Source organism: Kitasatospora sp. NPDC089797 (assembly GCF_040684795.1).
GTDB lineage: Bacteria > Actinomycetota > Actinomycetes > Streptomycetales > Streptomycetaceae > Kitasatospora.
Genome location: NZ_JBFBGS010000002.1, coordinates 74283 through 97547, shown reverse-complemented (window position 1 = coordinate 97547; position 23265 = coordinate 74283). Strand labels below are relative to the sequence as shown.

Here is a 23265-nt window from a genome sequence, read left to right as displayed (position 1 = left end):
GACGCGTGACCGCACCGCGACTGATGCTCCTCGACTCCGCCAGCCTGTACTTCCGGGCCTACTTCGGCGTACCGGACTCCCTGCGCTCGCCGCAGGGAGAGCCGGTCAACGCCGTCCGCGGCCTGCTGGACTTCATCGCCCGGCTGGTCCACGACCACCGGCCCGACGAACTCGTCGCCTGCATGGACGCCGACTGGCGCCCCCAGTGGCGGGTGGACCTCATCCCCTCGTACAAGACCCACCGGGTCGCCGAGCAGCCGGAGGCCGCCGCGGCCGGTGAGGAGGAGGTGCCCGACACCCTCGCCCCGCAGGTCCCGGTGATCGAGCAGGTGCTGGACGCCCTCGGCATCGCCCGGATCGGCTCCCCCGGCTACGAGGCCGACGACGTCATCGGCACCCTCACCGCCCGCGCGAAGGGCCCGGTGCAGATCGTCACCGGCGACCGCGACCTCTTCCAACTCGTCGACGACGCACGGCGGATCACCGTCCTCTACCCGGTCAAGGGCATGGGCAACCTCCAGGTCACCGACGACGCGCTGCTGCTGGAGAAGTACGGCGTGCGCGGCGCCCAGTACGCCGACATGGCCGCCCTGCGCGGCGACCCGTCCGACGGCCTGCCCGGCGTCAAGGGCATCGGCGAGAAGACCGCCGCCCAGCTCATCAACGAGTACGGCGACCTGGCCGCCATCCGCGCCGCCGCCCTGGACGTCGGCTCCAGGCTCACCCCGGCCCGCCGCCGCAACATCGTCGAGGGCGCCGGCTACCTCGACGTCGCCCCCAAGGTCGTCCGGGTCGCCGAGGACGCCCCCCTCCCCGCCTTCGACCCGGCCCTCCCCCACGAGCCGCTCGACCCGATGACCCTCGAACACCTCTCCACCCGCTGGGGCCTCGGCACCTCCCTCGACCGCCTCCTGGAGGCCCTCGCCGGTGGTCGCACTAGCCGACCGAGGAGTAGGCGATGATGCCGCGGCGGAGGCCGTCGACGGCCTTGCGGGCCGTCCTGCGGAGTTCGGCGTCCTCGCCGGCCGCGTCCTGGATCTGGCCGAGGACGTCGATCAGTTGCTTCGTCCAGCGGACGAAGTCGCCGGCCGGCATCTCGGCGTCGCGCAGGACCTGGTCGAGGTTGTGGCCGAGGGCCCAGCGGTAGGCGACCCAGGCGAAGCCGAGGTCGGGTTCGCGCTGGCCGACGCCCTCGGCGGTGTTGATCCGGTGCTGCTCCTCCAGGGCGTCCAGGTGACCCCAGATCCGGACCATCTGGCCGAGCGCCTCCTTGGTCGCGCCCTCCGGCACCCGCGGGGCGCCGGCGTCGTCGGCCTGGCGCGACTCGTAGACCAACGCCGAGGCGCAGGCGGCGAGTTCGGCGGCGGCGAGGCCGCTCCAGACGCCCTCGCGGATGCACTCGGAGGCGAGCAGGTCGAGTTCGCCGTAGAGCCGGCCGAGCCGCTTGCCGTCGTCGGTGACGGTGTCCCCGCTGAGGTAGCCGAGGTCGGTGAGCAGCGCGCAGACCCGGTCGAAGGTGCGGGCGATGGTGTGGGTGCGGGAGCGCATCCGGCGTTCCAGCAGCTCGGTGTCGCGGTGCAGCCGGTGGTAGCGCTCGGCCCAGCGGGCGTGGTCCTCGCGGTCGGAGCAGCCGTGGCAGGGGTGCTGGCGCAGTTCGGTGCGCAGCCGGGTGATCTCCGGGTCGTCGGCGGCGGCCGCGCGGCCGCGCCGGAACCGCTCGGGTTCGAGGTGGCCGGCCTTGGTGCGCAGCGCGGAGGCGAGGTCGCGCCGGGACTGGGGGCTGCGCGGGTTGAAGGACTTGGGGATGCGGACCCGCTCGATCGCCTCGACCGGGTGCGGGAAGTCGATCATCGCGAGCCGCTTGACCTGCCGCTCGGCGGTCAGCACCACCGGGCGCGGGCCGTCCTGGAAGTCGGGGTGGCGCGGGCCGCCCCGACCGGAGCGGTTGACCGGCGGCAGGCCCGGGTCGAGGACCAGCGCGAGCCCGGCGAACTTGCCGGTGGGGACGTGGATGACGTCGCCCGGCTTGAGCTGCTCGATCGACTCGACGGCGGCGGCCCGGCGCTGGCTGGTGCCCTCGCGGGCGAGCTCGTTCTCGCGGTCCTTGAGCCGGCGGCGCAGCTCCATGTACGCGTCGAAGTCGCCGAGGTGGCAGGTCATCGACTCGCGGTAGCCCTCCAGCCCCTCCTCGTTGCGCTGCACCTGGCGGGCGATGCCGACCACCGAGCGGTCCGCCTGGAACTGGGCGAAGGAGGTCTCCAGCAGTTCGCGCGAACGGTGCCGGCCGAACTGGGAGACCAGGTTGACGGCCATGTTGTACGAGGGCCGGAACGAGGACTTCAGCGGGTACGTGCGGGCGCCCGCCAGGCCGGCCAGCGCCTCCGGGTCGAGGCCGCGCTGCCAGAGCACCACGGCGTGGCCCTCGACGTCGATGCCGCGCCGCCCGGCCCGGCCGGTGAGCTGGGTGTACTCGCCGGGGGTGATGTCGGCGTGGGTCTCGCCGTTCCACTTGACCAGCTTCTCCATGACCACCGAGCGGGCGGGCATGTTGATGCCGAGCGCCAGGGTCTCGGTCGCGAAGACGGCCTTGACCAGGCCCTTCACGAAGAGCTCCTCGACGACCTCCTTGAACCGGGGCAGCATCCCGGCGTGGTGGGCGGCGATGCCGCGCTCCAGCCCGTCCAGCCACTCGAAGTAGCCGAGGACGTGCAGGTCCTCGTCGGGGATGTCGGCGCAGCGCTCCTCGACGATGGCGCGGACCCGGGCGCGGTCGGCGTCCTTGTTGAGCCGCAGGCCCGAGCTGAGGCACTGCTGCACGGCGGCCTCGCAGCCGGCCCGGCTGAAGATGAAGGTGATCGCGGGCAGCAGGCCCTCGGCGTCGAGCCGGTCGATGACGTCGACCCGGCCCGGGGTCCAGACCCGGCCGGGACGGCCGTTGGGCATCGAGCGGCCCCGGCCGCGGCCGAAGCGGTCGCGCGGGTTGCGGTCGAGCTCGGAGCGGGCCAGCCGGACCAGCTCGGGGTTGACGGCCTTGCCCGGGTTCTTGAGGCCGTGCTTGGGGCGGCCGTCCCGGTCCGGGTCCGCGAACAGGTCGTACATCCGGTTGCCGGCCATCACGTGCTGCCACAGCGGCACCGGGCGGGTCTCGGAGACGATCACCCTGGTGCCGCCGCGGACGGTGTCCAGCCAGTCGCCGAACTCCTCGGCGTTGGAGACGGTCGCGGAGAGCGAGACGAGGGTGACCGACTCGGGGAGATGGATGATGACCTCCTCCCAGACGGCGCCGCGGAAGCGGTCGGCGAGGTAGTGCACCTCGTCCATCACGACGTAGCCCAGGCCGTCGAGGGTGCTGGAGCCCGCGTAGAGCATGTTGCGCAGCACCTCGGTGGTCATCACCACCACGGGGGCGTCGCCGTTGACGGTGTTGTCACCGGTGAGCAGGCCGACCTTGGCGGCGCCGTAGCGCTTGACCAGGTCCCCGTACTTCTGGTTGGACAGCGCCTTGATCGGCGTGGTGTAGAAGCACTTGCGCCCGGCCGCGAGGGCCAGGTGCACGGCGAACTCGCCGACGATGGTCTTCCCGGAGCCGGTGGGGGCGGCGACCAGGACGCCGGATCCGGCCTCCAGCGTCCGGCAGGCCTCCAGCTGGAAGTCGTCCAGCGGGAAGTCGTACAGCTGCTGGAAGCCGTGCAGGGCGGTGGCCTGTTCCTGGGCCCGGCGACGGCTGGCCGCGTACGCCTCGGCGGGGCTGAGCTCCTGGACGTCCTGGGGCTCTGGATCGGGGGTGTTCATCGCCGTCCGGGTGTGGTTGGTGTGATCTCGCATCTCAGCGAGAGGTTACCCGGGAGGAGTGACATCGATAGCACCGTTTTTCCGTGCCGGGGGAGCGCCGGGGGATCACCGGAGGAGCGCCCGGGGATCACCCGAGGAGCATCGGGAGATCACTCCTCTCTCAGATCCATAGTTGCAAATGTCTTCAAGTGATCGGAGTTCGGCCGACTTCGAACGTCTCCGGTCATTCCCGGTGGAGCACGGCCCCGGCTCCCTACCTTCGGGTGCCACAGCCACCAACTCACGGGAGGACAGCGACGATGGCGAACCTGGAGACGTCCCTCAAGGACGCCCTCGGCATCGACGGCGCGATCGGCGTCGCCCTGGTCGACTACAGCAGCGGCATGGCCCTCGGCACCCTCGGCGACACCAACGAGCTCAACATGGACGTCGCCGCGGCCGGGAACACCGACGTGGTGCGCGCCAAGATGCGGGCGATGGAGATGCTCAACCTGCACGACAACGAGATCGAGGACATCCTGATCACGCTGACCCACCAGTACCACATGGTCCGCCCGATCACGACGCCCAGCGGCCGCGGCCTGTTCCTGTTCCTCGCGCTCCACCGCAACCGCTCCAACCTGGCGATGGCCCGCCACCAGCTCAAGCGGATCGAACTCGCGCTGGAGATCTGAGCCCACCGACACCAGGGAAGGGGGGCCTCGTGACGATGGGAGTACCTCCCGGCCGACGGCTGGGGGAGCTCTACCAGGTCAAGGCCGAGTTCTTCCGGATGCTCGGCCATCCCGTCCGGATCCGGGTGCTGGAACTGCTCCAGGACGGCCCGACGCCCGTCCGCGGGCTGCTCGCCGAGCTGGAGGTCGAGCCCTCCAGCCTGTCGCAGCAGCTCGCGGTCCTGCGGCGGTCGGGCATCGTCACCGCCACCCGGGAGGGCAGCACGGTGGTGTACGCGCTGGCCGGCGCCGACGTCGCCGACCTGCTGCGGGCGGCCCGGCGGATCCTCACCGGGCTGCTCGCGGACCGGAGCGTGCTGCTCGCCGAACTGCGGGCGGCGGGCGAGCAGCACGCTCCGGTCACGCCCCGCCGGCTCACTCCTTGAGCAGCTCCGCCAACCCGTCCGCGAGCCGCTCGTACTCCCCCGCCCGGTTGTACAGCTGGGCGCTGACCCGCAGCAGTCCGCCGCCCTCCCACGGCCGGACGGCGACCCGGGTGCCCAGCCGGCGCCACACCTCGCCGGTCAGCGGCCGGACGTCCTCCTCCGCCTCGACCCAGCCGACCGGCAACCGGACGGTGCGCATCGACACCCCGGGCGTGGCGGGCAGCGCCCGCAGGCCGGCCCGCTCGACCAGCACCCGCTGCCCGTAGGCCGCGAGCGCGGCGTTGTGCCCGGCCACCGCCGCCCAACCGAGCCCGCGCAGCAGCTCGAAGCCGGCCGGGGCGGCCAGCCAGCCGGTGTAGTCGCAGGTGCCGCGCCACTCGACGTTCCACGGGAAGCCCCGGTCGTGCTCCCAGGAGAAGGCGAGCGGCCGGACCCGCCTCGCCCACTCCGGGCGGACGGCGAGCAGCCCGGTGCCGCGCGGGGCGAAGGCCCACTTGTGCAGGTTGCCGAACCAGAAGTCGGCGTTCGGGTCGACCGGATCGGGCAGCATGCCGGGCGCGTGGGCACCGTCCACGACCGTGGTCACCCCGCGTTCGCGCAGGTCGGCGAGGAGCGCCGGGCCGGCCACCAGGCGGGCGGTGGGCGAGGTGATCTGGTCCAGGACGGCGACGGTGGTGCGGTCGTCGACGGCGGCGAGCACCGCCTCCCGGACGGCCTGCTCGTCCGGGGCGTCCAGCGGGAGCTCGACCGTGACCACCTCGGCCCCGGTCTCGTCGGCGCGCCGTCTGGCGGCGCGGTTGACCACGCCGTAGCCGTGGTCGGTGACCAGGATCCGGTCGCCGGGGGAGAACACGATGCTGTCCAGGGCGATCGCGACCGCCTCGGTGACGTTGGCGACCAGGGCGAGCCGGTCGGGGTCGACGGCCAGGTCGGCGGCGATCCGGGCCCGGGCCGCGCCGACCCGGGCGGGCAGGTCGGCGAAGAAGCCGTCCGGGTCGAGTTCGTGCTCGGCCCGCAGCCGCTCCTGCGCCCGGCGGACCGGGTGGGGCACGGCGCCGAACGAGCCGTGGTTCAGGTGGGCGGCGTCCGGCGAGACGTCGAACAGGCCGTCCGCGGCGGTGAGCGGGGCCGGCGGCTCGGCGGTCCACAGGTCCCCGGGCGTGTGGTTCATCAGGTTCCTCCCCTGGTCGTGACGCACTTTCGTGATGTGTGACATTTCACATGGCAGACTACTGGTCGGGGCACGCACCGCACGACCACCATCGGGCCGTGACCATCACCGACGCCCTCCTCGCCCTCAGCGCCCGCACCGGCCGGTTCGGCTACGGCGCCCCGCGCGCGTACACCCTCGCCGAGGACGGTACCCGGCTGCTGCTGCTCCGCTCGACCGGTCCGGAGGACCCGGTCGAGCGCCTCCACCTGCTGGACACCGTCACCGGCGCGGAGCGCCCGGTCGCCGACCCGGTCGCGCTGCTGCCCGGCCGCACCGGCGCCCGCGAACAACTCCCCACCGTCGAACGGCGGTTGCGCGAACGCACCCGGCTGGTCGCGGCCGGAATCGGCGACTACGCGGCCACCCCCGACCTGGCGGTCGCCGTCTTCACCCTCGACGGCCGGCTCTTCCGGACCGACACCGCCACCGGCACCACCGACGAACTCCCGGTCGCGGGACCGGCGTTCGACCCCCGGCCGGACGCCACTGGCCGACGCGTCGGCTACGTCGCCGACGACGCCCTGTACGTCACCCCGGACCCGACCCCGCTCTCCCCCGCCGACGGCGCCCGCTGGGGCGTCGCCGAGTTCGCCGCCGCCGAGGAGCTCGGCCGCTCCCGGGGCCACTGGTGGCGCCCCGACGGCGGTGCGCTGCTGGCCGCCCGGGTCGACGAATCCGCCCTCCCCCGGCGGTACTTCGCCGACCCGGCCCGCCCCGGCGAGCCCGCCGAGGACTTCGCCTACCCGCAGGCCGGCGGCCCCAACGCCGACGTCCAGCTCTGGGTGCTCGGCCTGGACGGCAGCCGGGTCCGACTGCACTGGGACGCCGCCGGGTTCCCGTACCTGTGCGCCGCCTCCTGGGCCTCCGACCACGAGGTGCTGCTCACCGTCGCCGACCGACTCCAGCAGCGCGTCCTGCTGCTCAGCGCCGACCCGGCCAGCGGCGAGACCAGTGAACTCTCGCGCACCACCGACGAGTTCTGGGTGGACGAGCTGCCCGGCACCCCGGCCCGACTGTCCGACGGCCGGCTGCTCACCCCCCACGACACCCCGCAGGCGCGCGGCCTCGCCGTGGACGGCGCACCGCTGGACACCACCGGACTGCAGATCCGCCGGGTGGTCGGCCGCCACCGCGGCCGGCTGCTCTGCGAGACCGGCCGGGGGGACCCGGCCGACCAGTACGTCCACCTGATCGACCCGGACGGCGGCGCCCCTGAACTGCTCAGCACCGGACCGGGCGTGCACTCCGCGCTCGCCGCCGCCGACACCCTGCTGCTCACCTCCGCCGCAGCCGAGGGCGTCCGCCGGGTCGTCGAACGGCCCGACCGCACGCTCCGGCTCACCGACCTCAGCGCCGCCCTGCCGTACGTCGTCCGCCCCCGGCTCGCCCGGGTCACCGACCGCGCCCTGCCCACCGCCGTGGTCTACCCGCGCGGGCACACCCCCGGCCGGCGACTGCCCGTCCTGCTGGACGTCTACGGCGGGCCCGGCTTCCAGGCCGTGTCCGCCGAACCGCGCCGCTGGCAGCTCCGCCAGTGGTGGGCCGACCAGGGCTTCGCCGTGGTCACCACCGACAACCGCGGCACCCCCTTCGTCTCCCCCGCCTTCACCCGGGCGGTCTTCCGGCGGTTCTCCCAGGTCGGCCTGGACGACCAGGTCGACGCCCTGCACGCGCTCGCCGCCGACCACCCCGACCTCGACCTGCGCCGGGTCGGCGTGCGCGGCTGGTCGTACGGCGGGTACCTCGCCGCACTCGCCGTGCTGCGCCGCCCGGACGTCTTCCACGCCGCCTGCGCGGGCGCCCCGCCCACCGATTTCCGGACGTACGACACCGCGTACACCGAGCGCTACCTCGGGCTGCCGCAGGACAACCCGGAGGGCTACGCCGACGACTGCCTGCTCACCGACGCACCGGGCCTGACCAGGCCGCTGCTGCTGATCCACGGGCTGGCCGACGACAACGTCCACTCCTCGCACACCCTGCTGCTCTCCCAGGCGCTCACCCGGGCCGGCCGGCCGCACAGCGTGCTGCCGCTGCCGGGCGTCACCCACATGACCCCGGGCGGGACCAGCGAGCAGCTGGCCACGGTCGAACTCGCCTTCCTGCGGGCCTCTTTGGGGTGATCCCCGGAGCGCCGCCGGTCCGGCGCAACGGACGGCGCCGGCGCACCGGACGGCGAAGGCCCGACGGACGGCGAAGGCCCCGGATCCCCCCGACGAAAAGGGATCCGGGGCCGGTCCGTACCCGCCTCACCGCCCGAGGCGGCGGGCGGTGAGCGCGGCCGTGGCCACCCCGGTCACGGTGATCGCGGCGATCCCGAAGGTCATGTACCGGGCCGAGGCCAGCAGGTCGTCCCCGCCCAGGGTGACCAGCGTCCCGGCCAGCGCCGAGGTCACCGAGAAGGCGATCAGCTGGGTGGTGTTGATCGCCGCGGCCGCCTTGCCGCCCTCGACCGGGTCCGTGCTGCTGCGCATCGCGGCCACGCTCAGGTGCGGGAAGGCCAGCCCGATCCCGGTACCGGCGGCGAACAGCGCCACCGCCCACACCACCACCCGCAGCCCGGAGGCGTGCCCGGTCTGGGTCAGCGCGTACACCAGCAGGCCCGCCACCAGCACCACCGGCGCGGTCCGGATCGCCCGGGCCCGGCCGCGGGCGGACTCGATCCCCACGCTGAACAGCTGCGCGGCCGTCCAGCCCGCCGAGGTCGCGGCGCCGAGGAAACCGGCCACCAGCGGGCCCAGCCCGCCCAGCCCCTGCCCGAACAGCGGGATGAAGTTCTCCGCCACCACGCCCGCGCACAGCACCGCCACGGTCAGGTACAGCCACTTCAGACCGTTCCCGGCCCGGTACGTCCGGTGCGGCAGCACGGTCGCGCTGCTGCGGCGTTCGACCGCCACGAAGCCCGCCAGCAGCACCGCCCCGCCCACCAGGCAGGCCACCGTCGCCCAGCCGACCGGGACGGTCGAGCTGACGCTGAAGACGGCCGCCGCCAGGGTGAGCAGCAGCAGCGAGGGCAGCGGCACCGGGCCCGCGCCCGTCCCGGGGCCGGACGCCGGGCCGGGCAGCACCCGGCGGGCCAGCACCGCCAGCACCAGCGCGGCGATCAGCAGCAGGACGTACGCCCCGCGCCAGGCGCCGAACTGGGCGAAGAGCCCGCCCAGCGAGGGCCCGACCAGGGTGCCGACGCCCCACATCGCGGAGACCAGCCCGGCCGCGCGGGTCCACAGCCGCTCCGGCAGCGCGCTGCGGATCACCGCGTAGCCGAGCCCGGCCACCAGCCCGCCGCCGAGGCCCTGCACCACCCGGCCGAGGATCAGCGCGACCATCGACGGGCTGGCCGCGTTGAGCACCGCGCCCGCGCCGAACACCAGGAAGCCGAGCACGTAGGCGCGGGCGGCGCCCAGCCGGGCGAGCAGCCGGCTGACCAGCATCGAGGCGATCACGGCGGCCATCAGGAAGCCGGTGGCCACCCAGGCGTAGTACCGCTCGCCGCCGATGTCGGCCACGATCGAGGGCATCAGCGCCGCCGTGAAGTACAGGTTCATCGCGTACAGCGCGACGCCCCCGGCGAGGATCGACGCGGCGGCCGCGAATCGGCGGGAGAACAGTTCGCCCCAGCCCCCGCCGGTACCGTCCGGCGGTGGTTGCGGAGCGTAACTCGGCTGGTCGGCAAGGGCAGTGGAGGCCTGAGCGGCGGAAGATTCGGTCACGTCCGGTACGCTAGGACTTCAACAGAACTTGAAGTCAAGGAGCGGCCATGAGCGGCGGCGGCACGGCACCGGTCGACCTGCTGAGCGTCGGGGAGGTGGCCCGGCGGGCGGGCATCGCCACCTCCGCGGTGCGCTTCTACGAGGACCAGGGGCTGATCTCCTCCGAGCGCTCGGCCGGCAACCAGCGCCGCTACCGGCGGCACGTGCTGCGCCGGATCTCGCTCATCCTGGTCGCCAAGCGGCTCGGCATCCCGCTCGCCGAGGTCGCCGAGGTCTTCACCGGACTGCCCGAGGACCGGATGCCCGGCAAGCACGACTGGGAGCGGATCTCCCGGCGCTGGGCCGAGCAGCTGCGCGCCCGCCGGACGGAACTGGAGCGCCTGGAGGGCGAGTTGACCGGCTGCATCGGCTGCGGCTGCGTGTCGCTGCGCCGCTGCCGGGTGCTCAACCCGGGCGACGAGCTCGCCACCGAGGGCCCCGGTCCGCGCCTGCTGCTGCCGGCCGACGACCACTGACAGCCGGTGGTACCCGGTCGGACGCGGCCCTCGTGAGGTTCCCCGCCGCGCCCGACCGGGGGCTTGAAGGAGCTACCCCGGGAAGTGGCAGGCGGCCTCCCGCCCACCCGTCCCGACGATCCGCAGCAGCGGCCGTTCCGTCCGGCACACCTCCTGCGCCTTGGGGCAGCGCGGGTGGAAGCTGCACCCGGGCGGCGGGGCCGCCGGGCTCGGCGGATCGCCGAGCAGCACGATCCGCTCCCGGGCCCGCTCGGCCGCCGGGTCCGGCAGCGGCACGGCGGACAGCAACGCCCGGGTGTACGGGTGCGCCGGACTGCCGTACACCTCGGCCTTGTCGCCGATCTCGACGATCCGGCCCAGGTACATCACCGCGACCCGGTCGCAGACCCGCTTCACCACCGAGAGGTCGTGCGCGATGAACACGTACGCCAGCCCCAGCTCGCGCTGCAACCGCTCCATCAGGTTGACCACCTGGGCCTGGATGGAGACGTCCAGCGCGGACACCGGCTCGTCGGCGACGACCAGCTTCGGCGAGGTGGCCAGCGAGCGGGCGATCCCGATCCGCTGCGCCTGGCCGCCGGAGAACTCGTGCGGGTAGCGGTCCAGGTGCTCGGGGATCAGCCCGACCAGCTCCATCAGCTCGGCGGCCCGGGTGCGCGCCTGCGCCGCACTCCCGCCCTGGACCAGCAGCGGCTCGGAGATGATCCGGGCCACCGTCTGCCGGGGGTTGAGCGAGGAGTACGGATCCTGGAACACCATCTGCAGGTGCCGCCGGTGGGGCCGCAGCCGGCGCTGCGGGAGCCCGCCGATCTCGGTGCCGTCGAAGGTGACGGTGCCCGCGGTCGGGTCGAGCAGCCGGACGATCATCCGCCCGGTGGTGGACTTGCCGCAGCCGGACTCGCCGACCAGGCCGAGCGTCTCGCCCGCGCCGAGGTCGAAGCTGACCCCGTCGACGGCCCGGATCGGCGCGCCGGCCCGGCCGGTGCGGCTCCGCCGCCCGGCGAAGGTCTTCACCAAGTCCCTTACCGACAAGAGCGGTTCGGTCATCACGACACCCCTTCCGGCACCAACGGCAGGTGGCAGGCGGCCTGGTGGCCGGGGGCGAGCGGGCCGAGCGTGGGTCGTTCGGCCCGGCAGCGGGCGTGCTCCTCGGCGGACGCGGCGGTGGTGCGGGCGCAGCGCGGGGCGAAGGAGCAGCCGGGGGCGGGGGCGAGCAGCGACGGCGGGCTGCCGGGGATGGCCCGCAGCGGGGCGTCGTCGGTGTCGTCCAGGCGCGGCAGCGAGTCCAGCAGGCCGCGGGTGTACGGGTGCGCGGGCCGGGCGAACAGCCGGTCCACCGGGGCCTGTTCGGCGGCCCGGCCGCCGTACATGACCAGCACCTCGTGGGCGACCCGGGCGACCACGCCCAGGTCGTGGGTGATCATCACGACGCCGAGGCCGCGCTCCTGCTGGATCCGGGCGATCAGGTCGAGGATCTGCGCCTGGACGGTGACGTCCAGCGCGGTGGTCGGCTCGTCGGCGATCAGCAGCTCGGGTTCGCAGGCGAGCGCCATGGCGATCATGACGCGCTGGCGCATGCCGCCGGAGAACTGGTGCGGGTACTCGTCCACCCGGCGGGCCGGCTCCGGGATGCCGACCTCGGCCAGCATCTCGACGGCCCGGGCCCGCCCGGCCCTGCGACCGGCCTTGAAGTGCACCCGGTAGTGCTCGGCGATCTGCTCACCGACGGTGTAGAAGGGGTGCAGGCTGGACAGCGGGTCCTGGAAGATCATCGCGATCCGCCGGCCCCGCACGGTGCCCAACTCCCGCTCCCCCAGGCCGTTCAGCTCCCGGCCGTCGAGCCGGATCGAGCCGGTGACGGCGGCGCCGCGGTGCAGGCCCATGACGGCGAGCGAGGTGACGGACTTGCCGCTGCCGGACTCGCCGACCAGGCCGAGGGTGCGCCCGGCCTCGACCGCGAAGGAGAGGCCGTCCACGGCCCGGACGGTGCCGCGCGGGGTGTCGAAGCAGACCCCGAGGTCTGCCACCTCCAGGAGGGCCATCAGTACCTCACTCTCGGGTCGACGAACGCGTACAGCAGGTCGACCAGCAGGTTCGCCGCGACGATGAAGAAGGCCGCGAGCAGGGTGACGCCGAGGATGACGGGCTGGTCGGAGCGGACCAGCGCGTCGTAGAAGAGCCGGCCGACGCCGGGCAGGCCGAAGATGGACTCGGTGATGACGGCGCCGGCCAGCAGCCCGCCGAGGTCCATGCCGAAGAGGGTGAGGATCGGTGTCATCCCGGAGCGCAGCCCGTGCTTGACGGTCACCGTGCGCGCCGGGAGCCCCTTGGCGCGGGCGGTGCGGATGTACGGCTCGGCCATCGCCTCGATCATCGAGTTGCGGCTCTGCCGGGCGTACATCGCCGCGTACAGCAGGGCCAGCGCGATCCAGGGCAGCAGCAGGTTGGAGGCCCACCCGGCCGGGTCGTCGGTGAACTGGTGGTACGCCGGGTAGGGCAGCAGGCCGGCGGTCCGTACGACGCCCCAGATCAGCATGATCGAGGTGAAGTAGACCGGCAGCGAGGCGGCGCCGACCGAGAGCACCATCAGCGTCCGGTCGGTGGCACCGCCCTTGCGCAGCGCGGAGGTGACGCCCGCGCCGAGGCCGAGGAGCAGCCAGAGCACCGACGCGCCGAGGGCCAGCGAGACGGAGACCGGCAGGCGGTCGGTGAGCAGGTTCCACACCGGCAGCGAGTACTCGTAGGAGTAGCCGAGGCAGGGGAAGGAGCAGTGGGTGGCGCTCGCCCCGGTGCCGTAGTCGCGGCCGGCGAAGATGCCGGTGACGTAGGTGAGGAACTGGTCCAGGACCGGCTTGTCCAGGCCCATCGCGGCCTTGACCTCGGCGATCCGTTCGGGGCTGCAGGTCTTGCCGCACGCGGCCACCGCCGGGTCGGCGGGCAGCAGGTAGAAGATGGTGAAGGTGATCGCGCAGATCGCCAGCAGGATGCCGAGCGCGGCGAGCAGGCGTCGGCCGAGGTAGAGGATCACGACCGGCCTCCCCGGGGGTCGAGGATGTCGCGCAGCGCGTCGCCGAGCAGGGTGAAGGCGAGCACGGCCAGGAACAGGAAGACCGTCGGGATCAGGAAGTACGTCGGGTCGGTCTCGTAGAAGCTGATGCTCTCCGCGATCATCTGGCCCCAGGACGGGGTGGGCGGGCGCACGCCCACGCCGAGGTAGCTGAGCGCCGCCTCGGTGGCGATCATGCCGGGCACCAGCAGCGTCGTGTAGGCGATGATCGGGCCGGAGACGTTGGGCAGGATCTCCCGGGTGAGGATCCGCCAGGGACGGGCGCCGCCGACCTTGGCCGCCTCGACGTACTCGCGGTGCTTGAGCGAGAGGGTCTGGCCGCGCACCACCCGGGCGATGCCGGGCCAGGTGAACAGGCCGATCACCAGGGTGATCAGCAGGATCCGGTTGGCGTCCTTGGCCACCGACATCATCGAGATCATGAAGATCAGCGACGGGAAGGACATCGTGAGGTCCATCAGCCGGGAGAGCACGGCGTCGGTGCGGCCGCCGAAGTAGCCGGCCGCGATCCCGACCAGGGTGCCGGTCGTCACGACCACGGCGGTCGCGACGAAGGCGATCAGCAGGGAGACCTGGCCGCCGTGCAGCACTCGGGCGAACAGGTCGCGCCCGGTGCCGGGTTCGGCCCCCAGCCAGTGCCGGGTGCCGATCCCGCCGAAGTCGCCGATCGGCTGGCCGCCCAGGTACGGGTCGATCGCCCGTTTGTCGAACTCCTCGGGCGTCCATCCGCCGAGCGCGCTCAGCGGGTCGGCCAGGGCCGTCAGCAGGACCAGCAGGGCCACGGTGACCAGGCCGAAGCGGGCCGAGCCCTTGGCCCAGAGCTGGGCCCGGACCAGTCGCCAGGGGCCTCGTCGGGCGGCCTTCGCCGGCCCCGCCGCCGCGCCGTCGTCCACGGCGACGGGCTCAGTGGTGGTACTCATCGTCGGACGACCCCTCAGCCCTGGCCCTTGGCGGGGTCCTTGAGGCCGATGGTGGCGAAGTCCCACTGGCCGGTCCACACCGGGCTGCCGAAGGCGCCGGCGATGTTGGTGCCGGCCAGCAGCGGACGGCGCTGCCACAGCAGCGGCACGGTCGGCGCCTTCTTCAGCAGGTCGTCGTTGAGCTGGAGCCAGGCCTTGTTGGCCTCGGTGACGTCGGTCATCGCGTTGATCTGGTCGATCCGGTCCGAGGTGGCCTGGTCGCGGAACTGCTCGACGTTGCCCTGGTTGCCCTTCTCCTTGATGGTGCGGCCGTCGAAGACCATCGGCAGGAAGGTCGCGCCGGAGGGGTAGTCCGGGCACCAGCCGAGGATGGCGAGGTCGGGGGCGTTCTTGGTGTCGCCGACGGTGTCGTAGTAGACGGACGGGTCGGCGGTGTTGATGGTGACCTGGATGCCGACCTTCGACAGCGACTGCTGCAGCGCCTCGGCCCGGGTCTTGTCGCCGGAGGAGACGGTCAGCGAGACCTTGAGGTCGGCCTTGCCCGCCTCCTTGAGCAGTTGCCTGGCCTTCTCGGGGTCGCCGGTCGAGGGGATCTTCAGCGGGTCCAGCTTGGCGCCGCCGGCGAGCGCGGGCGGCAGGTAGGAGGTGGCCACGTCGCCCATGGCCGGGCCGCCGTTCGCGGTGACCTGGGCGTCCCGGTCCACCGCGTACATCAGCGCCTCGCGCACCTTGGGGTCGTCGAAGGGCGCCTTGGAGGTGTTGGGGTAGAGCATGTCGGTGCAGCCCTGCTGCTCGGCGATCAGCCGGGACTTCACGTCCGCCTTGGGCAGCACCTTGGACACCGACTCGGGGCGCAGGTTCATCCACTCGATCGAGGAGGCGTCCGCACCCTCACTGGCGATGATCCGGTCGTCCACCTGGCCGCCCTTGAGGCCCTGGGTGACCACGATCCGGTCCGGGTAGGCCTTGCGGACCTGGTCGGTGGACGGGTCCCAGTGGGTGTTGCGGACGAGCACCAGCTGCTTGCCGCGGTCGTAGGTCTCGATCTTGTACGGGCCGGAGGAGAACGGCCGCAGGTCGTACTGGGTGCCCTTGTCCTGGGACTGCGGCACCGGGGAGAAGGTCGGCAGGGTCGCGGTGTACGAGAACTCGGCGACCGGGCGCTTGAGGTGGAAGACGATGGTCCGGTCGTCCGGGGTCTCGATGCTCGACAGGTGCTCGCCGTTCAGCGGGCCCTTGTAGTTCTCGCCGCCGGCCAGGTACTGCTGGGCGTAGTCGGGGCCGCCGGTGAGGTCGGGGGCGAAGGAGCGCTCGACGTTGTACTTGACGTCGGCGGACTTGATCGGCGTGCCGTCCTCGTACGTGAGGCCCTCCTTGAGGGTGAAGGTCCAGGTCCGGCCACCGTCGGCGGACCGGCCGAGGTCGGTGGCGAGGTCGGGGACGATCTCGCTGCCCGCCGCACCCGGTTCGGCCTTGAAGGTGACGAGGGTGCGGTAGAGCAGCCGGATGCCGAAGTCCATGTTCGGCATGGTCCAGTTGCGGGCCGGGTCGAGGTGGGCGAAGTCCTGGTTGGACAGCACGGTCAGGGTGCCGCCCTTGACCGGGGTGCCGCCGACGATCGAGCCGGACGCGGCGCCCGGGCCGTGGCTGTCGGCCGGTGCGGCGCCGCTGCCGCCGTCGCTCTTGTCGTTCTTGCAGGCCCCGAGGCCGAGGGTGAGGGTCGCCGCGAGGGCAGCCGCGAGAGCGGCATGGGTGCGCCTGGTCATGTGCAACTCCGCTGTGGGGGGCCTGCTCCGGCCGCTCCGCTGTGTGACCCGTAACATAGTAATGTGAAATTGCACTGCACAAGAGGTGACACCGGCCGTTACCCAGCTGTGTCCGTGCGCCCCACCTCCCCCGCCCCGCTTAGGAGTTCACCGGTGACCCACCCGCAGACCGGCCTCAACACCGGGAGCCACGACCTCCCGGTCTCCCCCGCCCTGGCAGCCTTCATGGGCGCGGGCTGGGCCGCCACCCCGCTCCCCGCCGACCGGCGCGTCCCCGGCCACGACCGGTTCCCGGGCCGCCGCGCCCGGCTCTCCGCCGCCTTCCCCGGCGAGCGGCTGGTCATCCCGGCCGGCCGCCTCAAGGTCCGCTGCAACGACCTCGACCACCGCTTCCGACCGCACAGCGCCTACACCTGGCTCACCGGACTCACCGGCGAGGACCAGGCCGACCACGTCCTGGTCCTCGAACCCGCCGGCCCCGAGGGCCACGAACCGGTGCTGCACGTCCACCCCCGCTCCCCGCGCAGCGGCGGCGAGTTCTACCGCGACCGCCGCTACGGCGAGTTCTGGGTCGGCCGCCGCCCCGACCTCGCCGAGGCCGCCCGGCTCACCGGCATCCGCACCGAACACCTCGACGACCTGGGGACGTTGCTCGACGGACCGCAGCCGCCCACCCGGGTGCTGGCCGGCACCGACCCGGCCGTCGACCGGGCCACCGGCCGCGGCGCCCTCCCCCAGGACGCCGAACTCGCCGCCGTTCTCTCCGAGTTGCGCCTGGTCAAGGACACCTGGGAGATCGAACAGCTGCAACTCGCCGTCGACCACACCGTCACCGGCTTCGAGGACGTCGTACGCGCCCTGCCCACCGCGCTGCGCCACCACCGCGGCGAACGCTGGATCGAGGGCGTCTTCGACCTGCGCGCCCGCGCCGAGGGCAACGGCACCAGCTACACCACCATCGCCGCCTCCGGCGCCCACGCCTGCGTGCTGCACTGGATCCGCAACGACGGCGCCCTGGACCCGAACTCCCTGCTCCTGCTGGACGCCGGCGTCGAGACCGACACCCTCTACGCCGCCGACATCACCCGCACCCTCCCGCTCAGCGGCACCTTCACCCCGGTCCAACGCCAGGCCTACGACCTCGTCCTGGCCGCCCAGAGCGCCGGCATCGCCGCCCTGCGCCCGGGCGCCCGCTTCCGCGACTTCCACCGCGCCGCCATGCGCGTCATCGCCGAGGGCCTCGCCGACTGGGGCGTCCTGCGCATCCCCGCCGAGCAGGCCCTCGCCGAGGACAACGGCCTGTACCGCCGCTACACCCTGTGCGGCAGCGGCCACATGCTCGGCCTCGACTACCACGACTGCGCCAAGTCCCGCGCCGACCGCTACCTCGACGGCACCCTGGAACCCGGCATGGTCCTCACCGTCGAACCGGGCCTCTACCTCCAGCCCGACGACGAGACCCTCCCCCTCGAACTCCGCGGCCTCGGCATCCGCATCGAGGACGACCTGGTCATCACCGAGGACGGCGCCCACCTGATGTCCGCCGCCCTCCCCCGCACGGCCCCGGCCGTCGAGTCCTGGATGGCCGACCTGCTGGGCTGACGGACCGGGGGCGGACGATCAGGCCACCTTGACCGTCCGCTCCCCCTGCCGCACGGTGCGTCCGCTCACGCCCGGGCGCTCCGCCACAGGTCCGTGACGATCGTCTCCGCCGGGCCGGTGCGGGCCAGGTGGTGGGCGGTGCCCGCCCAGAGGTGCATGGCGGCGGTGTCGGCGCGGCGGGTGGCGGCGGCGCGCAGCGGGGCGGTGAGGTGGTGGACCTCGGGGTAGGCGGGCGGGGCGTACGGGCCGTGGCGGTCGATGAAGGCGTTGCGCAGACCGCGGGCCGGGCGGCCGGTGAAGGCCCGGGTGACGACGGTCTCCGGCAGCTCGGTGAGCGCGGCCCGGTGGGCCGCCGAGGCGCCGGACTCGTCGGAGCGCAGCAGCGCGGTGCCCAACTGCACCGCGTCGGCCCCGGCCCGCAGCGCCGCCGCGATCGCCGGGCCGTCGCCCAGCCCGCCGGCCGCGATCAGCGGCAGCGCGGTCACCGCCCTTACCGCGGGCAGCAGTTGGAGCAGCGGCAGCTCGCCGGGCCGGTCCGCGGTCCGGTGCGTGGAGCGGTGCCCGCCGGCCTCCGGCCCCTGCACGCACAGCGCGTCCAGCCCGACCGCCTGCGCCGCGCGGGCCTCCTCCGGCGTGGTCACCGTGCCCACCTGGAGGATGCCGGCGCCGCGCAGCGCGGCCGCCTCCCCGGCCGTCGGCAGCCCGAAGGTGTACGAGACCACCGGCACCGGGTCGGCGAGCAGCGCGGCGAGCTTGGCCTCCCAGTCGTCCCGGTCCGGCCCGATCAGCTCCGGCAGCGCCACCCCCCACCGTTCGGCCTCGGGCCGCAGCCGCTCCCGGTAGCCGGCCACCGCCGCCGGATCCCCGGGCGGGCCCGGCACGAAGAGGTTCACCCCGTACGGCCGGTCGGTCGACTTCCGTACCGCGGCGATCTGTTCGGCCATCCCGGTGGCGCTGCGGTACCCGGCCGCCAGGAACCCCAGTCCGCCGGCCCGGTTCACCGCGGCCACCAGCTCGGGCGTCGAGGCGCCGCCCGCCATCGGGGCGCCGATCACCGGAACGGCCAGGTCGGCGAGACGGACGGTCATCGGGGTGCTCCTCACACTGCCGCGGGCACGGAACACCCCCACCCTACGCCCGGCCCCGGCGCGCGGACCGGCCCCGCCCGCTCAGCGGATCAGGCCCCGCCCGCGCGCCTCCCGCACCGCCGCGGTGCGCGAGTCCACCCCCAACTTGGTGTAGATGTGCACCAGATGAGACTTCACGGTGGCCTGGCTCAGGTGCAGGTGCTGGCTGATCTGCTGGTTGGTCAGCCCGTCCGCGACCAGCCCCAGCACCTCGGTCTCCCGGCCGCTGAGCGCCGCGGCGGGCGTCCGCATCCGCTCCAGCAGCCGGTCGGCCACGCTCGGCGCCAGCGCGCTGCGTCCCGCCGCGGCCGCCCGGACGGCCTGGGCGAGCTCCTCCGGCGGCGCGTCCTTGAGCAGGTACCCGGTGGCGCCCGCCTCCAGGGCCGGCAGGGTGTCCGCGTCGCTGTCGTAGGTGGTGACCACCAGCACCCGCGGCGCACCCGCCCGGGCGGTGATCGCCGCCGTCGCCTGCGCCCCGTTCATCGCCGAACCGGGCCCGAACTGCAGGTCCATCAGCACCACGTCCACGCCCGGCTCCGCCGCCAGCTCGACGGCCCGCTCGGCGGTGGCCGCCTCCGCCACGATCGCGAAGTCCGGTTCGCTCTCCAGCACCGCCCGCAGCCCGGCCCGCACCACCGGGTGGTCGTCGGCGATCAGCAGCCGGATCACGACCCGGCCTCCGGACCGATCGGCAGCTGCACCGCCAGGGCCGTGCCCTCGCCGGGCGCGGACTCCACGGTGAAGCTGCCGCCGAGCGCCCGGGCCCGGGCCCGCATCGAGGGCAGCCCGAAGCCGCCCTCCCCGCCGGTGCGGCCGGCCACCGCCAGCGGGTCGAACCCCGCCCCGTCGTCGAACACGTCCAACGCCACCTCGCCCTCCATGTAGCTGAGTGTCACCTCGGCCCGCGAGGCCTGCGCGTGCCGCACGGTGTTGCCGAGCGCCGACTGCGCGATCCGCAGCAGCGCCACCTCCTGCGCGGCCGGCAGCCGCACCTGGTCCCCGGAGACGTGCAGGTGGACGGGCAGACCGCTGTGCGCCGCGGTGGTCGCGCACAGCCGCTCCAGCGCGACCGACAGCGGATCGCCGTCCAGGGCGGGCGGGGTGAGCGCCCGGACGAACCGCCGGGCCTCGTCCAGGTTGTCCTGGGCGGCCTGCCGGGCCTGCTCGACGTACCCGGCGGCGGCCTCGGTCCGCTCGGGCAACGCCCGCTGGGCGGCCCGCAGCAGCAGCTGGATCGAGCTGAGGCTCTGCGCGAGGGTGTCGTGGATCTCCCGGGCGAGCCGCTCGCGCTCGGCGAGCACCCCGGCCGCGTGGTGGGCGGCGGCGAGGTCGGCGCGGGCGGCGGTCAGCTCGTCGATCAGCCCGCGCCGCTCCTCGCTCTCCCGGTACAGCGCCTGGTAGCCGAGCACGGTCGCGGTGGCGACGGCGGCGCCGAGTGCGGGCCCGATCGCCGCGGCCGCGTTGAAGGCGTGCTGGTGCCAGGACCAGGCGGCGATCGCCCCGGCGGCGGTGAGGGCCACCGCGGTCAGCCCGCCGCGCCGCCCGAGCAGGTGCAGTTCCAGGAAGTACAGCGGGAACGCCAGCCACACCGCGTCCTGGGTGGCGACCAGCAGGCCCGCCCAGGTGACGCCGAGCAGCGCCAGCCAGAGCGCGGCGCCCCGGCGGGAGCGGTGCACGGCGGCCAGCTTCGGCCCGACGGCGTACACGGCGGCCATCGCGGAGGCCGCGGCGGCGACGGCCGCCGGGTCGCCGTCACCCCGCCCGGTGAGGACGGCGCGGGCGACGGCGAGGGCGAGCAGGCCCGCCACGAGCAGGTGCAGGCAGACCTGGAGGACGCGGGCGACGGAGGTGGTTCTGGAGCGTTCGGTCGCCATCCCTCCAGCCTAGGTTCCGCCCCGGCGGGCGGCATCAATCAAAAGGTTGAACTCCGCCTCTGCCCTTCGATGCCCAGGAAGCAAACCCCGGCGCGATGCCCGGGGCACCCCGGTCCGGGGAGTGTTGGCAGGGTCACCAGTCCCCCTGCCGCAGGAAGGCCCGCCGTGTTCGTCGCCTGGAGGGATCTCCGGTTCGCCAAGGGCCGGTTCGCCCTGATGGGATCCGTCATCGTGCTGATCACCGTGCTGGTCGGCCTGCTGTCCGGCCTGACCGCCGGGCTCGGTCGGCAGAACATCTCCGCGATCACCGGCCTGCCCGCCGACCACCTGGTGTTCGCCAAGCCCGCCGACGGGCAGCAGCTCTCCTTCACCGACTCCCAGCTCACCCCCGACCAGTGGCAGGCCTGGTCCCGCGAGCCGGGCGTCACCTCCGCCCAGCCGCTCGGCATCACCACCACCAAGGCCGCCGCCGGCACCCGCACCGCCGCGCTGTCCGCCTTCGGCGTCCCGGACGGCTCCGGCCTGGCCCCGCAGGGCGGCCGGATCGCCCCCGGCCTGGCCGTGCTCTCCGGCACCGCCGCCGAGAAGCTCGGCCACCTCACCGCCGGCGCCGACTTCACCCTGGGCGGGCACCCGCTGCGGGTCGCCGCCGTCGACGGCGACGCCGCGTACAGCCACACCCCGGTGGTCTGGACCAGTCTCACCGACTGGCAGCAGTTCACCCCCGGCGGCGCCGGCCACGCCACCGTCATCGCCCTGCACACCGCCAAGGGAGCCGACCTCCCCGCCGCCGACGCCCGCCACGGCACGGTGACCCGCACCCGGGACGACGCCCTCGCCGCGATCGGCTCCTACACCTCGGAGAACGGCTCGCTGCAGCTGATGCGCGGCTTCCTGTTCGCCATCTCCGCCCTGGTGATCGGCGCCTTCTTCACCGTCTGGACGATCCAGCGCAGCGGTGACATCGCCGTGCTGAAGGCCCTCGGCGCCTCCACCCGCTACCTGCTCCGGGACGCCCTCGGCCAGGCGGTGCTGCTGCTGGTGCTCGGCACGGCCGTCGGCACCGCGATCGCCACCGGCTTCGGCGCGCTGATCGGTTCCGCCGTCCCCTTCGTCCTGGACGCCCCGACCGTCCTGCTGCCCGCCCTCGTCATGATCGCCCTCGGCGCGGTCGGCGCGGCCCTGTCCGTCCGCCGGATCACCTCCGTCGACCCGCTGACCGCCCTGGGGAGCGCCCGATGAGCCTCGAACTCGACCGCATCACCCTCACCTACCCGGACGGCGACGACCGGCTGACCGCCCTGGACGAGGTCTCGCTGACCGTCCCCAAGGGCTCCATCACCGCCGTGGTCGGCCCCTCCGGCTCCGGCAAGTCCAGCCTGCTGGCCGTGGCCGCCACCCTGATCACCCCGGACTCCGGCCGGGTCGTGGTCGACGGCACCGACACCGGCGGCCTCAGCCGCGCCGACCTGACGGCGCTGCGCCGCGGCCGGGTCGGCATCGTCTTCCAGCAGGCCAACCTGCTGCCCTCGCTCACCGCCGCCGAGCAGCTCCAGGTGATGGCCCACCTCGACGGCCGCGACCCCCGGGCGGCCCGCACCCGCGCCCTCGAACTCCTCGACGCCGTCGGCCTGCGCGACCAGGCCGCCCGCCGCCCCCACCAGCTCTCCGGCGGCCAGCGCCAGCGCGTGAACATCGCCCGGGCCCTGATGAACGACCCCACCGTCCTGCTCGTCGACGAGCCCACCAGCGCCCTCGACCACGAACGCGGCGCGGCGGTCCTGGACCTGATCACCGACCTCACCCACCGCCGGGCGACGGCCACCGTCCTGGTCACCCACGACCGCACCCACCTGACGGCCGTCGACCAGATCGCCGAGGTCCACGACGGCCGCCTCACCGTGCCGGCGGCGGTGGCCTAGCTCTTCGCGATGAGCATGTCGTCCACCACGAGCGTCACCGACGCCCCGACCGAGGCAGGCAGCAGGAACGACTGCCCGGGGTGGTGGACGGCATGGACCCGGTACTCGCCGTCCTCGGGCTCGGTCAGCACCATGACCTTCAGATTCTTCCGATCCACGATCACGTAGACGGGGACTCCCGCCTCGGCATACAGCGTCGGTTTGACCTTCAGATCGGCCGAGTGGTTCGACGACGTCACCTCCAGTACGAGCCTGAAGATCACGGGGTCGTAGCAGTTGTGTCCGGTCCAGTGGTCGGCGTAGTCGGCATCGACCAGCGACAGGTCCGGGACGGCGAAGTCCGAAGGCCCACCCGGCAGCCTGAGCCCGATCCCTTGGATCACTCGGGTCGTCCGACCATGGAGCCCCGCCATGATGAACGGGACGCTGATGGTGGTGAGGGCGTCACCGTGCTGGCCGTCAGGTGGCGGCGTCACTGTGATCTGACCTCCAAAGATCTCGACCCGGTGTCCCACGAGCCGCTTGGAGATGAGCTCTGCGGCATCGAGCAGCGTCATCCGCTTCTCGGGCACTTCGGCGGTGCACTCGAAGGACTCTTCGTACCCAAAGGGCCCTTCCATTGCTGCGGCGGACATGGAGTTCCTCCTGACTGCCGATG

The 23265-nt window shown here is 73.7% G+C and carries 20 protein-coding genes; 8 read left to right on the top strand and 12 right to left on the bottom strand.

What is annotated here, in order from left to right:
- The first annotated feature begins 23 nt into the window (after positions 1–23).
- Positions 24–962 (top strand): 5'-3' exonuclease, encoded by a 939-nt coding sequence (locus AB0O91_RS02065; RefSeq protein WP_363427392.1) that lies wholly within the window; start codon positions 24–26, stop codon positions 960–962.
- Here the strand turns inward: AB0O91_RS02065 and AB0O91_RS02060 are convergent.
- On the bottom strand, positions 937–3792 hold the full coding sequence (locus AB0O91_RS02060) for a DEAD/DEAH box helicase (RefSeq protein ID WP_363427391.1): 2856 nt from the start codon (positions 3790–3792) through the stop codon (positions 937–939). The two genes, AB0O91_RS02065 and AB0O91_RS02060, sit on opposite strands and share 26 nt — an antisense overlap.
- 299 nt (positions 3793–4091) lie before the next feature.
- Here AB0O91_RS02060 and AB0O91_RS02055 point away from each other — a divergent pair, with 299 nt between their 5' ends.
- The gene (locus AB0O91_RS02055; protein WP_363427188.1) at positions 4092–4466 is read left to right on the top strand and encodes a hypothetical protein; all 375 of its coding nucleotides are present in this window, start codon (positions 4092–4094) and stop codon (positions 4464–4466) included.
- A gap of 35 nt (positions 4467–4501) precedes the next feature.
- Positions 4502–4891, top strand: a complete 390-nt coding sequence (locus AB0O91_RS02050) for a metalloregulator ArsR/SmtB family transcription factor (protein WP_363427390.1) — start codon at positions 4502–4504, stop codon at positions 4889–4891.
- Here AB0O91_RS02050 and AB0O91_RS02045 read toward each other — a convergent pair.
- Positions 4881–6062: an aminotransferase class V-fold PLP-dependent enzyme gene (locus tag AB0O91_RS02045; protein WP_363427187.1), complete on the bottom strand. Its 1182-nt coding sequence runs from the start codon at positions 6060–6062 to the stop codon at positions 4881–4883. The genes AB0O91_RS02050 and AB0O91_RS02045 overlap by 11 nt on opposite strands.
- 98 nt (positions 6063–6160) lie before the next feature.
- Here AB0O91_RS02045 and AB0O91_RS02040 point away from each other — a divergent pair, with 98 nt between their 5' ends.
- Positions 6161–8227 (top strand): prolyl oligopeptidase family serine peptidase, encoded by a 2067-nt coding sequence (locus AB0O91_RS02040; protein WP_363427186.1) that lies wholly within the window; start codon positions 6161–6163, stop codon positions 8225–8227.
- Positions 8228–8353: 126 nt separating this feature from the next.
- Here AB0O91_RS02040 and AB0O91_RS02035 read toward each other — a convergent pair whose 3' ends face one another.
- The gene (locus tag AB0O91_RS02035) at positions 8354–9814 is read right to left on the bottom strand and encodes an MFS transporter (RefSeq protein WP_363427185.1); all 1461 of its coding nucleotides are present in this window, start codon (positions 9812–9814) and stop codon (positions 8354–8356) included.
- Between the two features lie 47 nt (positions 9815–9861).
- On the opposite strand from AB0O91_RS02035, the gene soxR reads away from it, so the two are divergent.
- Positions 9862–10329, top strand: coding sequence for a redox-sensitive transcriptional activator SoxR (soxR, locus tag AB0O91_RS02030; RefSeq protein ID WP_363427184.1), 468 nt, complete (start codon positions 9862–9864; stop codon positions 10327–10329).
- Positions 10330–10401: 72 nt separating this feature from the next.
- Here soxR and AB0O91_RS02025 read toward each other — a convergent pair whose 3' ends face one another.
- Genes AB0O91_RS02025 through AB0O91_RS02005 form a run of 5 tightly spaced genes read right to left on the bottom strand, consistent with a single transcriptional unit; the run spans position 10402 to position 16082 of the window.
- Entirely contained in the window at positions 10402–11376 is a 975-nt protein-coding gene (locus tag AB0O91_RS02025) for an oligopeptide/dipeptide ABC transporter ATP-binding protein (protein WP_363427183.1), read from the bottom strand.
- The gene (locus tag AB0O91_RS02020; RefSeq protein ID WP_363427182.1) at positions 11376–12371 is read right to left on the bottom strand and encodes an ABC transporter ATP-binding protein; all 996 of its coding nucleotides are present in this window, start codon (positions 12369–12371) and stop codon (positions 11376–11378) included. Before AB0O91_RS02020 ends, AB0O91_RS02025 begins: the two co-directional genes overlap by 1 nt.
- Complete coding sequence (locus AB0O91_RS02015) at positions 12371–13357, bottom strand: ABC transporter permease (RefSeq protein WP_363427181.1); 987 nt, start codon at positions 13355–13357, stop codon at positions 12371–12373. The genes AB0O91_RS02020 and AB0O91_RS02015 overlap by 1 nt, the downstream gene beginning before the upstream one ends.
- Positions 13354–14316 carry an ABC transporter permease gene (locus tag AB0O91_RS02010; RefSeq protein WP_363427180.1) on the bottom strand — a complete coding sequence of 321 codons (963 nt, stop codon included), beginning with the start codon at positions 14314–14316 and terminating at the stop codon, positions 13354–13356. Before AB0O91_RS02010 ends, AB0O91_RS02015 begins: the two co-directional genes overlap by 4 nt.
- Positions 14317–14330: 14 nt before the next feature.
- Entirely contained in the window at positions 14331–16082 is a 1752-nt protein-coding gene (locus tag AB0O91_RS02005) for an ABC transporter substrate-binding protein (RefSeq protein WP_363427179.1), read from the bottom strand.
- A 153-nt stretch (positions 16083–16235) separates the two neighbouring features.
- On the opposite strand from AB0O91_RS02005, the gene AB0O91_RS02000 reads away from it, so the two are divergent.
- Positions 16236–17684 (top strand): aminopeptidase P family protein, encoded by a 1449-nt coding sequence (locus AB0O91_RS02000; RefSeq protein ID WP_363427178.1) that lies wholly within the window; start codon positions 16236–16238, stop codon positions 17682–17684.
- Between the two features lie 65 nt (positions 17685–17749).
- On the opposite strand, the gene AB0O91_RS01995 is transcribed toward AB0O91_RS02000, so the two are convergent.
- The 3 genes from AB0O91_RS01995 to AB0O91_RS01985 all read right to left on the bottom strand — a co-directional run bounded on the left by AB0O91_RS01995 (position 17750) and on the right by AB0O91_RS01985 (position 20685).
- On the bottom strand, positions 17750–18772 hold the full coding sequence (locus AB0O91_RS01995) for a nitronate monooxygenase (RefSeq protein WP_363427177.1): 1023 nt from the start codon (positions 18770–18772) through the stop codon (positions 17750–17752).
- An 81-nt stretch (positions 18773–18853) separates the two neighbouring features.
- Positions 18854–19480 carry a response regulator transcription factor gene (locus AB0O91_RS01990; protein ID WP_363427176.1) on the bottom strand — a complete coding sequence of 209 codons (627 nt, stop codon included), beginning with the start codon at positions 19478–19480 and terminating at the stop codon, positions 18854–18856.
- The gene (locus AB0O91_RS01985; protein WP_363427175.1) at positions 19477–20685 is read right to left on the bottom strand and encodes a sensor histidine kinase; all 1209 of its coding nucleotides are present in this window, start codon (positions 20683–20685) and stop codon (positions 19477–19479) included. The genes AB0O91_RS01990 and AB0O91_RS01985 overlap by 4 nt, the downstream gene beginning before the upstream one ends.
- A gap of 165 nt (positions 20686–20850) precedes the next feature.
- Between AB0O91_RS01985 and AB0O91_RS01980 the strand changes: the two genes are divergently transcribed.
- Together AB0O91_RS01980 and AB0O91_RS01975 are read left to right on the top strand one after the other, a co-directional pair.
- Positions 20851–21927 (top strand): ABC transporter permease, encoded by a 1077-nt coding sequence (locus AB0O91_RS01980; RefSeq protein ID WP_363427174.1) that lies wholly within the window; start codon positions 20851–20853, stop codon positions 21925–21927.
- Entirely contained in the window at positions 21924–22607 is a 684-nt protein-coding gene (locus tag AB0O91_RS01975; protein ID WP_363427173.1) for an ABC transporter ATP-binding protein, read from the top strand. Before AB0O91_RS01980 ends, AB0O91_RS01975 begins: the two co-directional genes overlap by 4 nt.
- On the opposite strand, the gene AB0O91_RS01970 is transcribed toward AB0O91_RS01975, so the two are convergent.
- The gene (locus tag AB0O91_RS01970) at positions 22604–23242 is read right to left on the bottom strand and encodes a Uma2 family endonuclease (RefSeq protein WP_363427172.1); all 639 of its coding nucleotides are present in this window, start codon (positions 23240–23242) and stop codon (positions 22604–22606) included. The genes AB0O91_RS01975 and AB0O91_RS01970 overlap by 4 nt on opposite strands.
- Positions 23243–23265: the final 23 nt, after the last annotated feature.

Bases quoted from the DNA above. Each gene is read 5' to 3' on its own strand.
- AB0O91_RS01975 (WP_363427173.1), top strand. From the start codon at position 21,924: ATGAGCCTCGAACTCGACCGCATCACCCTCACCTACCCGGACGGCGAC.
- AB0O91_RS01970 (WP_363427172.1), bottom strand. From the start codon at position 23,242: ATGTCCGCCGCAGCAATGGAAGGGCCCTTTGGGTACGAAGAGTCCTTC.
- AB0O91_RS02020 (WP_363427182.1), bottom strand. From the start codon at position 12,371: ATGGCCCTCCTGGAGGTGGCAGACCTCGGGGTCTGCTTCGACACCCCG.
- AB0O91_RS01995 (WP_363427177.1), bottom strand. From the start codon at position 18,772: ATGACCGTCCGTCTCGCCGACCTGGCCGTTCCGGTGATCGGCGCCCCG.
- AB0O91_RS02065 (WP_363427392.1), top strand. From the start codon at position 24: ATGCTCCTCGACTCCGCCAGCCTGTACTTCCGGGCCTACTTCGGCGTA.
- AB0O91_RS02055 (WP_363427188.1), top strand. From the start codon at position 4,092: ATGGCGAACCTGGAGACGTCCCTCAAGGACGCCCTCGGCATCGACGGC.
- AB0O91_RS02050 (WP_363427390.1), top strand. From the start codon at position 4,502: ATGGGAGTACCTCCCGGCCGACGGCTGGGGGAGCTCTACCAGGTCAAG.
- AB0O91_RS02010 (WP_363427180.1), bottom strand. From the start codon at position 14,316: ATGAGTACCACCACTGAGCCCGTCGCCGTGGACGACGGCGCGGCGGCG.
- AB0O91_RS02045 (WP_363427187.1), bottom strand. From the start codon at position 6,062: ATGAACCACACGCCCGGGGACCTGTGGACCGCCGAGCCGCCGGCCCCG.
- soxR (WP_363427184.1), top strand. From the start codon at position 9,862: ATGAGCGGCGGCGGCACGGCACCGGTCGACCTGCTGAGCGTCGGGGAG.
- AB0O91_RS02025 (WP_363427183.1), bottom strand. From the start codon at position 11,376: ATGACCGAACCGCTCTTGTCGGTAAGGGACTTGGTGAAGACCTTCGCC.
- AB0O91_RS01985 (WP_363427175.1), bottom strand. From the start codon at position 20,685: ATGGCGACCGAACGCTCCAGAACCACCTCCGTCGCCCGCGTCCTCCAG.
- AB0O91_RS02005 (WP_363427179.1), bottom strand. From the start codon at position 16,082: ATGACCAGGCGCACCCATGCCGCTCTCGCGGCTGCCCTCGCGGCGACC.
- AB0O91_RS02060 (WP_363427391.1), bottom strand. From the start codon at position 3,792: ATGAACACCCCCGATCCAGAGCCCCAGGACGTCCAGGAGCTCAGCCCC.